The organism is Ideonella livida (assembly GCF_010499455.1).
Taxonomy (GTDB): domain Bacteria; phylum Pseudomonadota; class Gammaproteobacteria; order Burkholderiales; family Burkholderiaceae_C; genus Ideonella; species Ideonella livida.
In genome coordinates this window covers 13,088-29,555 of sequence record NZ_JAAGOH010000005.1, presented here as the reverse complement: position 1 = coordinate 29,555, position 16,468 = coordinate 13,088, and the positions used below count along the sequence as shown (strand labels likewise).

Here is a 16,468-nt window from a genome sequence, read left to right as displayed (position 1 = left end):
CGGCACCTCATTTCTACCGCTGGAAGGCTCAATCCATGCTGACTGATGACGGCAAGCACCTGTACGTCTCTTGGGACGAGTACCACATGCTCATCGAGCGTTTGGCGCTGAAGGTCCACAACTCCGGCTGGGAGTTTGACCAAATCCTGTGTCTGGCCCGTGGCGGCATGCGCCCTGGCGATGTCCTGTCCCGTGTCTTCGACAAGCCGCTGGCCATCATGTCCACGAGTTCCTACCGTGCCGAGGCTGGCACGATCCAGGGCCGGCTGGACATGGCCAAGTACATCACCATGCCCAAGGGCGAACTTGCCGGTCGCGTGTTGCTGGTGGATGACCTGGCGGACTCGGGCGTGACCTTGAAGGCTGTGGTGGACCGGCTGCGCGGCATGCCGGCGATCCAGGAGCTCCGCTCCGCCGTGATCTGGACGAAGGCCGTGTCGTCCTACACCCCCGACTACTATGTCGAGATGCTGGCGACCAGTCCTTGGATTCACCAGCCTTTCGAGGAGTACGACAACCTGCGACCGGATGGTCTGGCCCGCAAGTTCTCGGTCTGATTCGCACAGGGCAGGCCGCCAGGCCTGTCTGCAGACCCGCGTCCAGGCAGCGCGCGGTGCCATGGCTGCCGGCTAGGCTCTCCATGATGGGCGCCCTTGCTGGGGCTGCGGAGGCAGCCTTCGAGTTGGGGCCGGTCCGTCTGGTGGGTTTCACCATAGGGTACCGAGATCAAGACCCGACTGAAGAAGGCCGTGACGGCGGCCAAGTCCGTGCAGTCCATCGAATGTGTGGGCACCGTGCAGGGGCACCGTGAAGGCCATGGTGTGGTCCAGCCCGCCGAAGGGGGGCCGGGCCTGTTCATCCCCGCCACCGAGATGCGGGGGGTGATGCATCAGGACCGCGTGAGGGCGCAAGTCACCGGCCACGACCGCAAGGGCAGGCCTGAAGGTCGGGTGGTTGAAATCCTGGAGCGTCGCAAAGGTCCCATCATGGGGCGATTGCTCCAGGAGGGCGGCGCGTGGCTGCTGGCGCCTGAAGATCGGCGTTACGGCCAGGATATCCTCATTCCCAAGACCGGCACCGCCGGTGCCAGTCCCGGCCAGGTGGTGGCGGTGGAGCTGATCGAGGCCCCTGCCTTGCAGGCTCGGCCGGTGGGGCGCGTGGTCGAGATCCTGGGCGAGGTGGATGACCCTGGCCTGGAGATCGAGATTGCGGTGCGTAAGTACGACGTGCCGCATGTCTTCAGTGCGGCGGCGGTGGCGCAGGCCGAGGCCTTGTCTCCCGTTGTGCGTGCCGTGGACCGGCGCGGGCGCCTCGACCTGCGCGATGTGGCCCTGGTCACCATTGATGGCGATGACGCACGGGATTTCGATGACGCCGTGTATGCCGAGCCGCTTCGTGACAGCGATCCGACGGCAGACCCCGATGCATGGCGCTTGGTGGTGGCCATTGCCGATGTGAGCCACTACGTGCGCCCCGGTGACGCGCTGGATGAGCAGGCGCTTGAACGGGCCACCTCCGTGTATTTCCCGCGGCGCGTGATCCCCATGCTGCCGGAGGCGTTGTCCAATGGGTTGTGTTCGCTCAACCCTGAAGTGGACCGCCTGTCCATGGTCTGCGACATGGTCGTCAATGGCGACGGTGAGGTGGAGGCCTATCAGTTTTTTGCCGCCACCATCCGGTCCCATGCGCGTTTGACCTATACCGAGGTCGCGTCCGCCTTGGGTCAGGCCCCAACGCCCGAAGGCCAGCGTGCCCGGGCCTGGTTGCCGCAGTTGCAGAATCTGCATGAGGTGTTCCTGCTGCTGCAGCGCGCCCGGCGCCGGCGTGGGGCGGCGGACTTTGAGACGACCGAAACCCAGATCATCAGCGACGAGCAGGGGCGCATCCAGCAGATCGTGCCGCGGGTGCGCAACGATGCCCACCGCTTGATCGAGGAAGCCATGCTGGCGGCCAACGTCTGTGCGGCGGACTTCATCCTGCAGTCTGGTTTGCCCGCACTCTTTCGAGTGCATGAGGGCCCCACGCCAGAGAAGCGCCGGGCGTTGGCGGACTATTTGCGTGTCATGGGCGTGCCGGCCTCGCTGCCGGAGGAGCCTCGGCCAGCGGACTATCAGGCGTTGCTGCAGGCCACCCGTGACAGGCCTGATGCCGCCCAGATCCAGACGCATTTGCTTCGTTCCATGCAGCAGGCGATCTACAGCCCTGACAACGCAGGCCACTTCGGGCTGGCCTATGAGGCCTACACCCATTTCACCAGTCCCATCCGTCGCTACCCGGATTTGCTGGTGCATCGCGTCCTCAAGGAGCTGTTGGCCAGCGCAACGGAGAAGTCCGGCAGTCGCCGCCGCCGCTACCGGCCTGACTTGGAGCAGTGGCGCGAATGGGGGCAGCATTGCAGTGCCAACGAGCGGCGCGCCGATGAGGCCTCCAAGGACGTGGAAGCCTGGCTCAAGTGCCGCTACATGCGCGAGCACTTGGGCGAGGAATTCACCGGGACCGTTTCGGGCGTTGCCCCATTCGGCCTTTTCGTCACGCTCGACAGCCTTTACGTGGAGGGGTTGGTGCACATCACGGAGTTGGGTGGGGAGTATTTCCGCCATGACGAAGTGAGGCAGGAACTGCGCGGAGAGCGCACCGGTCTTCGGTACGTGCTGGGTGGCAAGGTCCGTGTGCAGGTCAGCCGTGTGGACCTGGATGGTCGGCGCATCGATTTCAGGGTGGTGCGTGAAGGTGAGACCGACCGCCTGCTGGAGCGAGGAAGGTCCGTTGCCTCGGGTCGTGGTGGGTCGCGAAGCGCGACCCCTGAGGCCGAGGTCGGCGCTGAAGAGGCCCTGTCGGTGGTGCTGCAGGCGGACCGCGCTCACAAGCGCGCGGCCCGTTCGGCACGGCAAAGCCGCCAGTCAACCGCAGAGGGGCGGGGGCGCGGTGGAGGGGCGGCAACGCCGCGTGCCCCTGCACGGGGCGGCAAGGGGGAGCGCGGTGCAGCCAAGGTGTCTGGCGGCGCCCCGGTCCGTGGCAAACGCCGCTGATGCGAAGGTGGGGCGGCAGGGGACACTGCCCCCGCATGGCGTCAGGGCGATACGCGTGTCATGGCGGAGATCAGGTCCTGGGCGGGTAAGGGGAGGAAGTCTTCCACGCGTCTAGCTCCGTGTCCTGCTGTCTGGGTGGGGCTGTCCTGCCTGGGTTCTGCCGCACGACCGTGCCACCACACGGCCAGCAGACAGGCCGCCAATGCCGCTTCCCATGCGGGTTCGCACCGGGGTAGAGGGGCTGCCGACGGCAGTCTGCTGTCGGTGACGTCGGCCAGTGGATGTGTAGTGGCCGGGAGGCTGGACCACAGGCCGCCCAGCCAGCCGGCCAGCACATCGCCCGAGCCGGCGGTGGCCAGGCGTGCATGGCCGGTGGGATTGATCCAAGTGGGTGGAGGGGGCGGGGCGGCTTGCTCGGCAGTGCTTGGATCCCAGGCGGCAGAAGGTGTGGCCACCACCGAGCCAGAGCCCTTCAGCACCACGGCGCAAGCCAAGGTTTGGGCCAGGTCGCGTGCGGCTTGCACCCGGTTTTGGGCGACAAGCGCCGTGGAGGTCTGCAACAGGCGCGCCGCTTCCAGGGGGTGGGGTGTCGCCACCGTCACCTGACCCCGGCCAGCGCGCGACCGGGTCAGGCCTGGCAGTTCAGGATGGGCAGCGATCAGATTCAAGGCATCTGCGTCCAACACCAGGCGCTGCGCCCTGAGCAGGATCTCGGCCAGGTCGGTCTGAAGATCTGTCCCGGCGCCACACCCGCAGACGGTCACCCCATGCTCCAGCACCCCTGAGGATTGCCAGGCGCCTGGAGGGCGTGTCATCAGCGCGGGCCATGGGGACGGGGCGGCCGGGGCAAGGCCTCCCGCGCCCGGTGGGCACCAGTAGACGCGGCCCGCGCCGGCATGCAGGGCGGCACCGGCGGCCAGCATGGCGGCCCCCTGCATGCCCGGGGCGCCACCCAGCACCCACACGTCTCCAAAGCTGCCTTTGTGCTGATGGTGCTGGCGTGGTGCCAATGCCCGTTGCCGCGCCGTGCGCCCTGACAGCCGGAGCGAGCCTTCCGCTTTTTGCCAGGCGGGGTGTTCCGGCGGCAGCAGGGGGGCCCACCACAGGGCTCCCGCCCAATCGCGGCCTTGTCCGGTGAACAGGCCTGGTTTGAGGGTGAGCAGGCAAAGCGTGGCGTCCGCGCCACCCGGGAGGCCTCCTGTCGGTTGTCCGGTTTCGTCGTGCAGGCCGGTGGGCAGGTCCACCGCAAGCACGGATACCCCATGCTGCCGACCTTTTGCGGCCCATCTCAGGGCGCAGGCCATGGCCCCTTCCGGGGCACGGCGTTGGCCCAGGCCCAGCAGGGCATCCACGGTCAGCATGGGGCGATGCCGGGGCGTCGGGTCTTGGTGGATCTGCACGCCAGCTTGTCTGGCTACAGCCAAGGCCTGGCCTGCCTCAGGCGGCAGTTGTTCGGCGGCGGCCAGCAGGCTGACCTCCACCTGTGCGCCCCAACGCTGCAACCAGCTTGCGGCCACCAGCCCGTCTCCGCCATTGTGTCCCGGGCCGCATATCACCCAGATCCGCGATGCATGCGGATGCAGTGCACGTATCCACCGGGCCACCATCAGGCCGGCATGCGGGAGCAGCGTGAAGGCCGGCAGGGTGTCTCGCGCAGCTTGCTCCACGCGGCGGGCCTGTGCGGTCGAGGTCAAAGGGAGATCGTGATCGGGGGGCAGCAGGCGGTGCAGGGCGGTGGACAGCGCCGCATCGGAGGCCTCAAGGCGGTGTGGGGGCATGACGTGAGGCTACACCTTGGGGCGTGGTCGATCGTGGGGTTCCAGTACCGCTGCCCGAGGGCGGCTTGCGGTGGGTGCAGCTTGGTGGGGTCTTGTCGTGAGTCCTGCTACACTTACGGGTTGTGCTCGACGCGGCTTTTCTTGGGGAGCTCTCTTTAGAAGCTGTCGCGTTCACTGCCGCTCTTCAAAGTGGCGGCGCACAACCGTCGTGAGGTTCCCGTTTCCGGCATGTGGCCGGTGGCGGTCCTCTTAATCGCGAGCCCGGCATTCGAGGTGTCCGCGCGGTCTTTCCCAGGCTGCACCGGATCAGGCCGGCGCTCCAGTCCCAACCTTCGGAGCATGACCATGTCCGTTTCTATGCGCGAAATGCTGGAAGCCGGTGTCCACTTTGGACACCAGACCCGCTTCTGGAACCCCAAGATGGCCCCGTTCATCTACGGCCATCGCAACAAGATCCACATCATCAACCTTGAGAAGACCCTCCCGAAGTTCGAGGAAGCTCTCAAGTTCGTGCGCCAGCTGTCGGCCAAGCGCGGCACCATCCTGCTGGTGGGCACCAAGCGCCAGGCTCGTGACGTGGTGGCCATGGAAGCCCAGCGTTGCGGCATGCCCTATGTCGACACCCGCTGGCTGGGTGGCATGCTGACCAACTACAAGACGGTCAAGGGCTCCCTGAAGAAGCTCAAGGACATGCAGGCTCAGAAGGAGTCCGGCTCCGAGATGCGCATCAAGAAGGAAGCCCTGTTGTTCGATCGCGAGCTGGCCAAGCTCGAGAAGGACATCGGCGGCATCCAGGACATGAACTCCCTGCCGGACGCCATCTTCGTGATCGACGTGGGTTTCCACAAGATTGCCGTGGCCGAAGCCAACAAGCTGGGCATCCCGGTCGTCGGCGTGGTTGACACCAACCACTCCCCGGATGGCGTGGACTACGTGATTCCGGGCAACGACGACTCCGCCAAGGCTGTGGCGCTGTACGCCAAGGCCATTGCCGATGCCGTGCTGGAAGGCAAGGCGGCTGCCACCAACGAAGTGGTGCAGGCTGTGGCCGCCGACGGCGACGAGTTCGTGGAAGTCAGCGAAGAAGCCTGACCCGCGTTTCCCGCGCTGGTGAAAAAGGGGGCTGTCACAGCCCCTTTTTCACACCTCGATACCCTCGATACCGCGCCGCCTTGCCAAGAGCAGGGTGGCTTGAACATACGGAGAACTGAGATGGCTGCGATTACCGCAAAGATGGTTGCCGACCTGCGTGCCAAGACCGATGCCCCGATGATGGAGTGCAAGAAGGCGCTGACGGAGGCCGATGGCGACATGGACCGCGCTGAGGAGATCCTGCGCGTCAAGCTGGGCAACAAGGCTGGCAAGGCCGCCGCCCGCATCACCGCCGAAGGCGTGGTGTCCGCCGCCGTCAACGGCAAGGTGGGTGCACTGGTGGAAGTGAACTGCGAAACCGACTTCGTCAGCAAGAACGACGCCTTCTTGGCATTCGTGAAGTCTTGCGCCGAGTTGGTGGCCGCCCAGAACCCGGCCGATGTGGCTGCCCTGTCGGCCCTGGCGCTGGAGCAAGATGGCTTCGGCCCCACCGTCGAAGACGTGCGTAAGGGTCTGATCGGCAAGATCGGCGAGAACATGACCATCCGCCGCTTCAAGCGCTGGGAAGGCGCCAACGACCTGGCCTGCTACCTGCATGGCACCCGCATCGGCGTGGTGGTCGAGTACACCGGCAGCGCTGAGGCTGGCAAGGATGTGGCCATGCACGTGGCTGCCATGAAGCCCGTGGCGCTGTCCTCCGCCGATGTCCCGGCCGAGCTGATCGCCAAGGAGCGTGCTGTGGCCGAGCAGAAGGCTGCCGAGTCCGGCAAGCCGGCCGAGATCATCGCCAAGATGGTCGACGGTTCCGTGCAGAAGTACCTGAAGGAAGTGTCGCTGCTCGACCAAGTCTTTGTGAAGGCTGCCGACGGTAAGCAGACCGTGGCCGCCTACCTGAAGGCTGCCGGCACCGCTGTGGCCGGTTTCACCCTGTTCGTCGTGGGTGAAGGCATCGAAAAGAAGGTGGACGACTTCGCTGCTGAGGTGGCGGCGCAGGTCGCGGCGGCCAAGGGCGCCTGATCGCACTTCTTTGCAAGGTGGGCGGGGGCATCAGCCGCCCGTCCCGCTAAACTTTCTTTCCCCCAACCCGACCCGGATCCTGCATGCCAGCCTACAAGCGCATCCTGCTCAAACTCTCTGGTGAAGCCCTGATGGGCGACGATGCCTATGGCATTAACCGGGCGACCATCGTCCGCATGGTGCGGGAAGTGCAGGAAGTCGTGCAGTTGGGGTGCGAGGTGGCCGTGGTCATCGGTGGCGGCAACATTTTCCGCGGTGTGGCCGGTGGTTCTGTGGGCATGGACCGCGCGACCGCCGACTACATGGGAATGCTGGCCACCGTCATGAATTCCCTGGCGCTGGCCGACACCATGCGACAGGAGGGCATGACCGCCCGTGTCATGTCGGCCATCGCCATCGATCAGGTGGTGGAGCCCTATGTCCGGCCCAAGGCGCTGCAGTACCTGGAGGAGGGCAAGGTGGTGGTGTTCGCTGCGGGCACTGGCAACCCTTTCTTCACCACCGACACCGCCGCGGCGCTCCGCGGTGCCGAGATCGGTGCGCAGGTGGTGCTGAAGGCCACCAAGGTCGATGGCGTCTACACCGCCGACCCCAAGAAGGACCCGTCGGCCACCCGCTATGCGCAGGTGAGTTTCGACGAAGCCATCGCCCGCAACCTGCAGGTGATGGACGCCACGGCCTTTGCCCTGTGCCGCGACCAGAAGTTGCCCATCAAGGTCTTCTCCATCTTCAAGGCCGGGGCACTTCGCCGCGTCGTGATGGGTGAGGACGAGGGCACGCTGGTGCACGTTTGAGTTCCGACTTCAAGCATTTGACGACCATGAGCATCGCCGACATCAAGAAGAACGCCGAGTCCAAGATGGGCAAGTCCATCGAGGCCTTCAAGGTGGAGCTGCAGAAGATCCGGACGGGTCGCGCCCATCCGGGCATCCTGGACCAGGTTCATGTGGAGTACTACGGCTCCATGGTTCCGCTCAGCCAGGTGGCCAACCTCAGTCTCCTCGATGCCCGCACCATCAGCGTGCAGCCCTGGGAAAAGAACATGGGCTCCAAGATCGAGAAGGCCATCCGTGAGAGCGACCTGGGCCTGAACCCCTCTGCCATGGGTGACCTCATCCGCGTGCCGATGCCGGCGCTGACCGAGGAGCGTCGCAAGGAACTCACCAAGGTGGTGCGCCATGCGGGCGAGGACAGCAAAGTGGCCGTGCGCAACCTGCGTCGCGATGCCAATGAGCAGCTGAAGAAGTTGCTCAAGGACAAGCTGGTCACCGAGGACGAGGAGCGCCGTGCCCAGGACGATATCCAGAAGCTGACCGATCGCACCATCGCGGAGGTTGACAAGCTGGTGCAGGCCAAGGAAGCCGACATCCTGGCCGTCTGACCGGATCGCGGATCCGGTCGGGTCTGTCCCGCCGTGATGCAGGCCGTCTCAGACTGGGTATGAGTCGACGGTCAGATGTCATGGTGGTCTTCACTCTGCAGGCCAGCCGCCAATGCCCGTCGCGCGCACAGCGTGGCGTTGGTGGGGCTGGCCTGAGTTCGGACGCCTGATGAATCTTCCGCGGCATGTGGCCATCGTCATGGATGGCAATGGACGGTGGGCCAAGAAGCGCTTCCTGCCGCGGCTGGTCGGCCACAAGTTCGGCATGGATGCCCTGGTGTCGCTCATCGACGCCTGCCAAGCCCGCGGCATCGAGGCGCTGACCGTCTACGCCTTTTCCTCCGAGAACTGGCGTCGGCCCGACGAAGAAGTCTCGGGCCTCATGAATTTGGTGCTGCTGGGTGTGGCCCGCTACTTGGAGCGTCTGGCCCAGTCGGGTGTGCGCATCCACATCGTGGGTGACCGCAGCGTGGTGGCGGAGCGTGTACGGCAGGCCTGGGCCCAGGCGGAAGCCCGGACGGCTGGCAACCAAGGCCTGCAGCTCAATGTGGCCTTCAACTATGGCGGTCGCTGGGACGTGGTGCAGGCCTGCCAGGCCCTTGTGCGGCAGGGTTGTCCTCCGGAGCAGGTGACCGAGGAGGCGCTGGCGCGCCACCTCTCGCTGTCCCATGTGCCCGATCCCGACCTCTTCATCCGCACCGGGGGGGAACTGCGTGTCAGTAACTTCCTGCTGTGGCAGATGGCGTACACCGAGTTCTATTTCACCGACTGCCTGTGGCCGGATTTCGATGCGGCAGAGCTCGACAAGGCCCTGACCGCCTACGCCCTGCGCGATCGGCGCTTCGGGGGCGTCAAGGACGCCGCCGCCTCCCCGCGTGCTTGAACGGATTCTCCGCTGATGCTTCTGCCTCGCATCCTGACTGCGATCGTCTTGTTGGCGATCCTCATCCCGGCTGTCCTGGCCCATTCCCCCTGGCCCTTCGTGGGTGTCACCCTGCTGATGTTGAGCGCGGGGGGCTGGGAGTGGGGGCGTTTGAATGGCCTCAAGGGTCTGTCGGCGCTGGTGGCGGGTGCCGTGGTGGTGGTGCTGGGCGGGGCGGGTGCAGGATGGCTGGTCCACGGTGGTGGGCTTACCCCGCTGTGGTGGGCCGTGGCGCTGCTGTGGCTGACCGGTGGCGCCAAGGCCCTGCAGGTCGGCCCCGGTCTATGGGCCGGGTTGCCCCGGGTGCCCCGGCTGGTGGCCGGCATCCTGGCCCTGGCGGTGGCGTGGTTGGCCTTGTTCAGTGCCTGGCGGATGGGGCTGGCTTTCCTGGCCTCGGTCTGCTGCCTGGTCTGGATGGCGGACATCGCGGCCTATTTCGGAGGTCGCACCCTGGGGCGACGCAAGTTGGCCGTCACCATCAGCCCGGGCAAGAGCTGGGAGGGGGCGCTGACCGGGGCGGCGGGCGTGTTGCTCATGGCGGCCGTCTGGTCCCACCTTGGCCAGGGCGCGCTGGCGCCTGACCTGTTCACGCTGCTGCGGCAGCGGTGGGGTTTGGTAGCCATGCTGGCCATGGTGGCACTGTTGGTGGTGCTCAGTGTGATGGGCGACCTCATCGAGTCCCTGGTCAAGCGGGCCGTGGGCGTCAAGGACTCCAGCGGCCTGTTGCCTGGCCATGGCGGTGTCCTGGACCGCATCGATGCCCTGCTGCCGGTGCTGCCCGCGGCACTGGCCCTGGCCAGTCTGGGAGGCGCGTGATGGGTGGCGACAAGAAGCTGAACGTGGTGGTGCTGGGCGCCACCGGCTCGATCGGCGGCAGCACACTCGATGTGCTGGCACGTCATCCGGACCGCTACCGGGCATGGGCATTGACCGGCCATACCCGGGTGGAGGAGCTGGCCCAGGCCTGCCTGCAGCACCGCCCTGCACTGGCTGCGATGTCGGATGAGACCAGCGCCCGTTTGCTGGCTGAACGGCTGCGTGCGCAGGGGCTGGAGATTCCGGTGCTGGCCGGCCCGCAGGCCTTGTGCGACTTGGCGAGTCATCCGCAGGCCGATGCCGTCATGGCCGCGGTGGTCGGGGCCGCCGGGCTGCCGGCCTGTATAGCGGCTGCCCGCGCCGGCAAGCGCCTGATGCTGGCCAACAAGGAAGCCTTGGTGGTGGGGGGCGCCACCTTCATGCAGGCCGTGGAGCAGGGGGGGGCGCTGCTGCTGCCCATCGACAGCGAACACTCCGCCATCTTCCAGTGCCTGCCGGAAGACCGGACCACCTGGCAGGACCGGATTGACCACATCGTGCTCACCGCTTCGGGTGGGCCATTCCGCCAGCGGGATCCCGAGACCCTGCATGCGGTCACCCCCGCCCAGGCCTGCGCCCATCCCAACTGGGTGATGGGACGCAAGATCTCCGTGGATTCGGCCACGATGATGAACAAGGCGCTGGAGGTCATCGAGGCCCGCTGGCTGTTCGGCCTGGCGCCTGAGCAGATCCGGGTGCTCATCCACCCGCAGAGCATCGTGCATTCGATGGTGGTTTGCCGCGACCAATCGGTGCTGGCCCAGATGGGCACGCCGGACATGCGCGTGCCGATTGCCTACGGGCTGTCCTTCCCGCAGCGGGTGACGTCAGGTGCCGCGCCGTTGGACTTGCTGGCACTCGGCGGGCTTACCTTTGAGGCACCTCTGGCTTCCCGCTTCCCGGGTCTGTTCCTGGCGTGGGAGGCGCTGAGGGGCCCCACCGGCACCACGGCGGTGCTCAATGCCGCCAACGAAGTCGCGGTGCAGGCCTTCCTCGAGGAGCGCCTTCGCTTCACGGACATCCACCGTGTGGTGGCCGACACCCTGGCAGGTTGCCAGCCGGGCCTGTCTGCGCTGCCGCCTGTCGAGGACCTGCTGGAGTTGGACCTGCGTGCGCGCCGGCATGCGCAGGCCCTGGTCGTCGCACAACGGACCTGACTGCCATGCAGACCTTGCTGGCCTTTCTGCTCACCCTGGGCCTGCTGATCGTGGTCCATGAATGGGGGCATTACGCGGCTGCCCGGCGTCTTGGGGTGGCCGTGCTTCGCTTTTCCGTGGGCTTCGGGCCGGTGCTGTGGCGGCGCTCGCTGGCCAGCGGCACCGAGTTTGTGGTGTGTGCCTTGCCCTTGGGGGGTTATGTCCGGATGGCCGACTCCCGGGAGGGGCCCTTGGCACCGGCGGTGGCCGGGCGGCCACACGACCGCCTGGGGCCGGGCCAGCGCGCGCAGATCGCGGCCGCGGGGCCGGCGGCCAACCTCATGCTGGCCGTGGTGCTCTACGCCGCTTCCGCCTGGTGGGGGGTGGAGGAGCTGGCACCGGTCGTCGGACACCCGCCTGCGGCCTCCGTGGCGGCTGAAGCCGGCCTGGCTTCGGGCGACCGGGTGTTGGCGCTGGCGGCACAGGGTCAGGACTGGGTCGAGGTGCCTTCCATGGGCGCGCTGCGCCGGGAGTTGCTGAGTGCGTGGCAGGACAGTCCGGAGATCGGTCTGCGGGTGCGTCCGGCAGGTGCCTCGGGCGAGCGGGTGCTGCGCCTGATGATGCCGGGCGCACAGCCGCCAGCGGCCGATACCGTCGACTGGGCGCGTCTGGGCCTGGCGTCCGTGCGTGCCGACGCGGTGATGGGGGCTGTCCGCGAGGACGGTCCAGCCCAGCGGGCCGGGCTGCGTCCCGCCGACCGTGTCCTGGCGGTGGACGAGGTGCCGGTGGTCGATGCTTCGGACCTGCGTACCCGCATCCAATCCGCGCCGGGTCGTCTGCAGCGCTGGACCGTGGAGCGCGGTGGTCAAACCCTGCTGGTCGAGGTGACGCCTCGCTCGCATCGGCAGGATGGCGGCGGCCACATCGGCAGGATCGATGCCGTGGTGGGCGCCATGCCGGAGCGGCTGCTGGTGCAGGCCGGTCCGCTGGAAGGGGTCTTGCAGGGCCTGAGCCGCACCTGGGACATGGCGGCGCTGAGTGTGTCTACCTTCGGCCGGATGCTGGTGGGTGAAGCCTCTTTGCGCCAGCTCAGCGGGCCGTTGACCATCGCGGAGCACGCTGGGCAATCGGCCGGCATGGGCGTGGGCTTTTTCCTCTCGTTCCTGGCGGTTGTGAGCGTCAGCTTGGGTGTGCTCAACCTGCTGCCGCTGCCAATGCTCGACGGAGGCCACCTGATATATTACGCCGTCGAGGGGTTGACCGGCCGGCCGATTCCCGAGCGGTGGCTGGCCAGGTTGCAGCGCGGTGGCGCCGTCGTTCTGCTGTTGATGATGTCCATCGCCCTGTCCAACGATCTGGTCCGGTTGCTGGGCCTTGAATGAATGTGCTGATGCGTCTCCCCTCGTTTCTCCAAGGGTTGCACCCGCTGCGGGTGCTCGTGGTCACGGCGTCAGTGCAGGCGGCGATGCCCGCCTGGGCGGTAGAGCCCTTCGAGATCCGGGACATCCGGGTCGAGGGCATGCAGCGCAGCGACCCGGGCACGGTCTTTGGCGCATTGCCGTTCCGCATTGGCGACACCTACAACGACGAGAAGGGCGCGGCGGCGCTGCGTGCCTTGTTCGCCACTGGGCTTTTCAAGGACGTGCGCATTGACTTGGAAGGGCCGGTGGTGGTGCTCGTCGTCGATGAGCGCAGTTTCATCGCCGCGGTGAACTTCTCCGGCTTGCGGGAGTTCGACAAGGACACGATCCTCAAGGCGCTCAAGGACAACGGCATTGGCGAGGGCATGCCTTTTGACAAGGCGGTCATCGACCGTGCCGAGCAGGAGATCAAGCGTCAGTACCTCACCCGCAGCTTCTATGGGGCGGAGGTGGTCACCACGGCCACGCCGGTGGAGCGCAACCGGGTGGATGTTACTTTCACCGTGGTCGAAGGCGAGATCGCCCGCATCCGGGACATCAGCATCAGCGGCAATCAGGCCTACAGCCAATCGGAGTTGCTTGACCTGCTGGACCTGACGACCGGTGGGTGGATGACTTGGTACACCAAGTCCGACCGCTATGCCCGCACCAAGCTCAACGCCGACCTGGAGAAGATCCGCTCGTTCTACCTGAACAACGGCTTCCTGGAGTTCGATATCAAGGGCACCCTGGTGACCATGTCCCCGGACAAGCAGTCCATCGACATCGGCATCACTTTGCATGAAGGACGCCCCTATTCGGTGGCGGCGGTCCGCATGGAAGGCGAGTACCTGGGGCGTGAGGAGGAATTCCGCACCAAGGTGCAGATTCGGCCGGGTGAGCCCTACCGGGGCGACGATGTGAGCGCCACGGTACGCCAGTTCTCCGAGGTCTTCGCGAACTACGGCTACGCCTTTGCACGGGTCGAGCAGCGCACCGAGTTGGACCGTGCCACCGGCACCGTCACTGTGGTGCTGACCGGCGTGCCTGGGCTGCGGGTCAACGTGCGGCGCATCAACATCTCAGGCAATTCCCTGACCCGCGACGATGTGATCCGCCGGGAGTTCCGCCAGTTTGAGTCGGCTTGGTACGACGGTCGCAAGATCAAGCTCTCCCGGGATCGCGTCGAACGCCTGGGCTACTTCACCGAGGTGGCGGTCGAGACCCAGGAGGTCCCGGGTGCTCCGGATCAGGTGGACCTGTTGCTGCGTGTGGTGGAGAAGCCCACCGGCAGCCTGATGCTGTCAGCGGGCTACTCGACGGCCGACCGTCTGGCCCTGACCGCCTCGATCCGCAAGGAAAACATCTTCGGCACCGGCAACTACCTGGGCATCGACCTGAACACCAGCCGCCTGAGCCGCTCGATGATGGTCTCGACGGTGGACCCGTACTACACCGAGGACGGCATCTCGCGCGCCATCGAGGTCTACTACCGCACCAGCCGGCCGGTCAACAGCCTGGGCAGCGCCTACACGCTGGCCACGCCGGGGGCCACCATCCGTTTCGGCATTCCCTACACCGAGACCGATACCGTCTTCGTCGGCCTGGGGGCCGAGCAGATGCGCGTGGGCACCGCCACCGGCATTCCGCTGAGCTACCGCAACCATGTGGCCATCTTCGGCAACAACAGCACCGGCTTCCCGGTGACCCTGGGCTGGGCGCGGGAGGAGCGAGACAACCCCATCGCGCCCACGCGTGGCCGCTACCAGCGGGTCAACCTGGAGACCAGCTTGGTGGGCGACATGCAGTACGCCCGGGCCAACTACCAGTTTCAGCAGTACCTGCCCTTCCTGCGCAAGTTCACGCTGGGCTTGAACGCGGAGCTGGGCTGGGGAGAGGGCCTCAACGGCCGCCCCTATCCGGTGTTCAAGAACTTTTATGGCGGTGGTCTGGGCTCGGTCCGGGTCTTCGAGCAGAGTTCGCTGGGGGCAGTGGATGTGACGGGCGCCTACAACGGCGGCAACCGCCGACTCAACCTCAACTCCGAGCTGTATGTGCCCCTGCCGGGCACCGGCAACGACAAGACCCTGCGGATCTTCGGTTTCGTGGACGCGGGCAACGTTTGGGCCAGCTACCAGCCGGTGGAGCTGTCGGACCTGCGCTCGTCCTATGGCGTGGGCCTGTCCTGGATCTCGCCGGTCGGGCCGCTCAAGCTGAGCTACGGCCTGCCCTTGAGGGCATTCAGTCGGGATAAGATTCAACGTTTGCAGTTTCAGATCGGAACGGCCTTTTGATGATGCATACCCCCCAACGCTGGCTGCTGGCACTGGTGCTGGCGATTGGTGCGAGCGCTGCCACCGCCCAGGAACTGAAGATCGGCTACGTCAACGGCGAGCGTGTCCTGCGCGAATCCTTGCCCGCCAAGGCGGCCCAGGCCAAGCTGGAGGCGGAATTCAAGAAGCGTGAGACCGAGCTCAACGACTTCGGCAACAAGCTGCGCAGCTTGGCTGAGAAGCTGGAGAAGGACAGCCCTATGCTGGCCGAGTCTGAGCGTACCCGCCGCCAGCGTGAGCTGGCCGAGCAGCAGCGCGAGTTTGAGCGCCGCCGCCGCGAGCTGCTGGAAGACCTGAACCAGCGCAAGAACGAAGAGCTCTCCCGGGTGACCGAGGCCGCCAGTAAGGTCATCAAGCAGATCTTCGAGCAGGAAAAGTACGACCTGATCCTGCAGGAGGTGGTGTTTGCCGGTCCTCGTGTGGACATCACCAAGAAGGTCATTGACGCCCTGAATGCGGGCAAGTGAGACCGTGCGCGCACTGCAAGATGAACAGGCGCCACTGATCGCGGACATCGCGGCCGAGTTGGCCGCCCAGGTGCTGGGGGATGCGGGGCTGCGCATCCGGCGCATGGCTCCCCTGGAGACGGCTCAGGCCGGCGAGCTGAGCTTTCTGGCCAATCCCAAGCTCAAGTCCAAGCTGGCCACCTGCTGCGCCAGTGCGGTGATCGTGCGCGCTGATGCCGCCGAGGACGTGGTGGCGGCGGGAGGCACAGCGCTGATCGTGGCCGATCCCTACCGCGCTTTCGCACAGCTCACCCGCTGGTGGGCAGCCCGCGTGCGGCCGGCGGCCGCCCCGGGCATCCACCCCAGTGCCGTGCTGGGGCAGGGGGTGAGGTTAGGAACGGGCGTGAGCGTTGGCCCGCTGAGTGTCATCGAAGAGGGTGCCTGCCTGGGAGATGGCGTGGTGATCGGTCCGCAATGCCAGGTGGGCCGCGATGCCGAGATCGGTGCGGGCTCCCGCCTGGCAGCCCGCGTGGCCTTCGGGGCGGAGTGCCGCATGGGGCAGCGCGGTGTGTTGCATTCCGGCGCAGTCATTGGTGCGGACGGCTTCGGCTTCGCACCCCACCAGGGTCGCTGGGAGAAGATCGAACAGCTGGGGGCCGTGTGGATGGGGGACGACGTCGAGGTCGGCGCCAATACCTGCATCGACCGCGGTGCGCTGGAGGACACGGTGCTCGAGGATGGCGTGAAGCTGGACAACCTCATCCAGATCGCTCACAACGTGCGCATCGGTGCCCACACCGCCATGGCCGGATGTGTGGGCGTGGCCGGCAGTGCCCGCATCGGTGCGCATTGCACCTTCGGCGGGGCCGCCATGATCCTGGGGCACCTCGAAATCGGCGATCACGTGCACATCTCCGCGGCCAGCGTGGTCATGAGTTCCATCCTCAAGCCCGGCCAATACAGCGGCGTGTTCCCGATCGACGAGAACGGCAACTGGGAAAAGAACGCAGCGACCCTGCGTCAGCTGCACCAACTGAGAAGCCGCCTGCGAGCGGTCGAGAAGAAGCTCACACCATGAC

General features: G+C 66.4%; 14 protein-coding genes. 13 read left to right on the top strand and 1 reads right to left on the bottom strand.

Annotated features, from left to right (window positions below; translation table 11 throughout):
* The first annotated feature begins 35 nt into the window (after positions 1-35).
* Entirely contained in the window at positions 36-557 is a 522-nt protein-coding gene (locus G3A44_RS05715; RefSeq protein WP_163456556.1) for a phosphoribosyltransferase, read from the top strand.
* Between the two features lie 168 nt (positions 558-725).
* A complete protein-coding gene (gene rnr / locus G3A44_RS05710; RefSeq protein ID WP_375138636.1) occupies positions 726-3,029 on the top strand; it encodes a ribonuclease R in 2,304 nt (767 codons plus the stop codon).
* A 41-nt stretch (positions 3,030-3,070) separates the two neighbouring features.
* Here rnr and G3A44_RS05705 read toward each other — a convergent pair whose 3' ends face one another.
* The gene (locus G3A44_RS05705; RefSeq protein WP_163456555.1) at positions 3,071-4,807 is read right to left on the bottom strand and encodes an NAD(P)H-hydrate epimerase; all 1,737 of its coding nucleotides are present in this window, start codon (positions 4,805-4,807) and stop codon (positions 3,071-3,073) included.
* A 345-nt stretch (positions 4,808-5,152) separates the two neighbouring features.
* Between G3A44_RS05705 and rpsB the strand changes: the two genes are divergently transcribed.
* The 11 genes from rpsB (at position 5,153) to lpxD (ending at position 16,467) form a co-directional block, all read left to right on the top strand.
* Complete coding sequence (rpsB, locus tag G3A44_RS05700) at positions 5,153-5,899, top strand: 30S ribosomal protein S2 (protein WP_163456554.1); 747 nt, start codon at positions 5,153-5,155, stop codon at positions 5,897-5,899.
* Between the two features lie 120 nt (positions 5,900-6,019).
* Positions 6,020-6,916: a translation elongation factor Ts gene (gene tsf / locus G3A44_RS05695; RefSeq protein WP_163456553.1), complete on the top strand. Its 897-nt coding sequence runs from the start codon at positions 6,020-6,022 to the stop codon at positions 6,914-6,916.
* Positions 6,917-6,999: 83 nt separating this feature from the next.
* On the top strand, positions 7,000-7,710 hold the full coding sequence (gene pyrH, locus G3A44_RS05690; protein WP_163456552.1) for a UMP kinase: 711 nt from the start codon (positions 7,000-7,002) through the stop codon (positions 7,708-7,710).
* A 26-nt stretch (positions 7,711-7,736) separates the two neighbouring features.
* The gene (gene frr, locus G3A44_RS05685) at positions 7,737-8,297 is read left to right on the top strand and encodes a ribosome recycling factor (protein ID WP_163456551.1); all 561 of its coding nucleotides are present in this window, start codon (positions 7,737-7,739) and stop codon (positions 8,295-8,297) included.
* A gap of 169 nt (positions 8,298-8,466) precedes the next feature.
* On the top strand, positions 8,467-9,180 hold the full coding sequence (uppS, locus tag G3A44_RS05680) for a polyprenyl diphosphate synthase (RefSeq protein ID WP_163456550.1): 714 nt from the start codon (positions 8,467-8,469) through the stop codon (positions 9,178-9,180).
* 15 nt (positions 9,181-9,195) lie between these two features.
* Entirely contained in the window at positions 9,196-10,035 is an 840-nt protein-coding gene (locus tag G3A44_RS05675; protein WP_163456549.1) for a phosphatidate cytidylyltransferase, read from the top strand.
* Positions 10,035-11,231, top strand: coding sequence for a 1-deoxy-D-xylulose-5-phosphate reductoisomerase (locus tag G3A44_RS05670; protein WP_163456548.1), 1,197 nt, complete (start codon positions 10,035-10,037; stop codon positions 11,229-11,231). The genes G3A44_RS05675 and G3A44_RS05670 overlap by 1 nt, the downstream gene beginning before the upstream one ends.
* A gap of 5 nt (positions 11,232-11,236) precedes the next feature.
* A complete protein-coding gene (gene rseP / locus G3A44_RS05665) occupies positions 11,237-12,592 on the top strand; it encodes an RIP metalloprotease RseP (protein ID WP_163456547.1) in 1,356 nt (451 codons plus the stop codon).
* 8 nt (positions 12,593-12,600) lie between these two features.
* Positions 12,601-14,904, top strand: coding sequence for an outer membrane protein assembly factor BamA (gene bamA / locus G3A44_RS05660; RefSeq protein WP_203561304.1), 2,304 nt, complete (start codon positions 12,601-12,603; stop codon positions 14,902-14,904).
* A complete protein-coding gene (locus G3A44_RS05655; protein WP_163456546.1) occupies positions 14,904-15,410 on the top strand; it encodes an OmpH/Skp family outer membrane protein in 507 nt (168 codons plus the stop codon). The genes bamA and G3A44_RS05655 overlap by 1 nt, the downstream gene beginning before the upstream one ends.
* A 4-nt stretch (positions 15,411-15,414) precedes the next feature.
* Positions 15,415-16,467, top strand: coding sequence for a UDP-3-O-(3-hydroxymyristoyl)glucosamine N-acyltransferase (gene lpxD / locus G3A44_RS05650; RefSeq protein WP_310734327.1), 1,053 nt, complete (start codon positions 15,415-15,417; stop codon positions 16,465-16,467).
* Position 16,468 lies beyond the last annotated feature (1 nt).

Coding starts and splice junctions, on each gene's coding strand:
- G3A44_RS05715 (WP_163456556.1), top strand. CDS start 36: ATGCTGACTGATGACGGCAAGCACCTGTACGTCTCTTGGGACGAGTAC.
- G3A44_RS05705 (WP_163456555.1), bottom strand. CDS start 4,807: ATGCCCCCACACCGCCTTGAGGCCTCCGATGCGGCGCTGTCCACCGCC.
- rpsB (WP_163456554.1), top strand. CDS start 5,153: ATGTCCGTTTCTATGCGCGAAATGCTGGAAGCCGGTGTCCACTTTGGA.
- tsf (WP_163456553.1), top strand. CDS start 6,020: ATGGCTGCGATTACCGCAAAGATGGTTGCCGACCTGCGTGCCAAGACC.
- pyrH (WP_163456552.1), top strand. CDS start 7,000: ATGCCAGCCTACAAGCGCATCCTGCTCAAACTCTCTGGTGAAGCCCTG.
- frr (WP_163456551.1), top strand. CDS start 7,737: ATGAGCATCGCCGACATCAAGAAGAACGCCGAGTCCAAGATGGGCAAG.
- uppS (WP_163456550.1), top strand. CDS start 8,467: ATGAATCTTCCGCGGCATGTGGCCATCGTCATGGATGGCAATGGACGG.
- G3A44_RS05675 (WP_163456549.1), top strand. CDS start 9,196: ATGCTTCTGCCTCGCATCCTGACTGCGATCGTCTTGTTGGCGATCCTC.
- G3A44_RS05670 (WP_163456548.1), top strand. CDS start 10,035: ATGGGTGGCGACAAGAAGCTGAACGTGGTGGTGCTGGGCGCCACCGGC.
- rseP (WP_163456547.1), top strand. CDS start 11,237: ATGCAGACCTTGCTGGCCTTTCTGCTCACCCTGGGCCTGCTGATCGTG.
- bamA (WP_203561304.1), top strand. CDS start 12,601: ATGCGTCTCCCCTCGTTTCTCCAAGGGTTGCACCCGCTGCGGGTGCTC.
- G3A44_RS05655 (WP_163456546.1), top strand. CDS start 14,904: ATGATGCATACCCCCCAACGCTGGCTGCTGGCACTGGTGCTGGCGATT.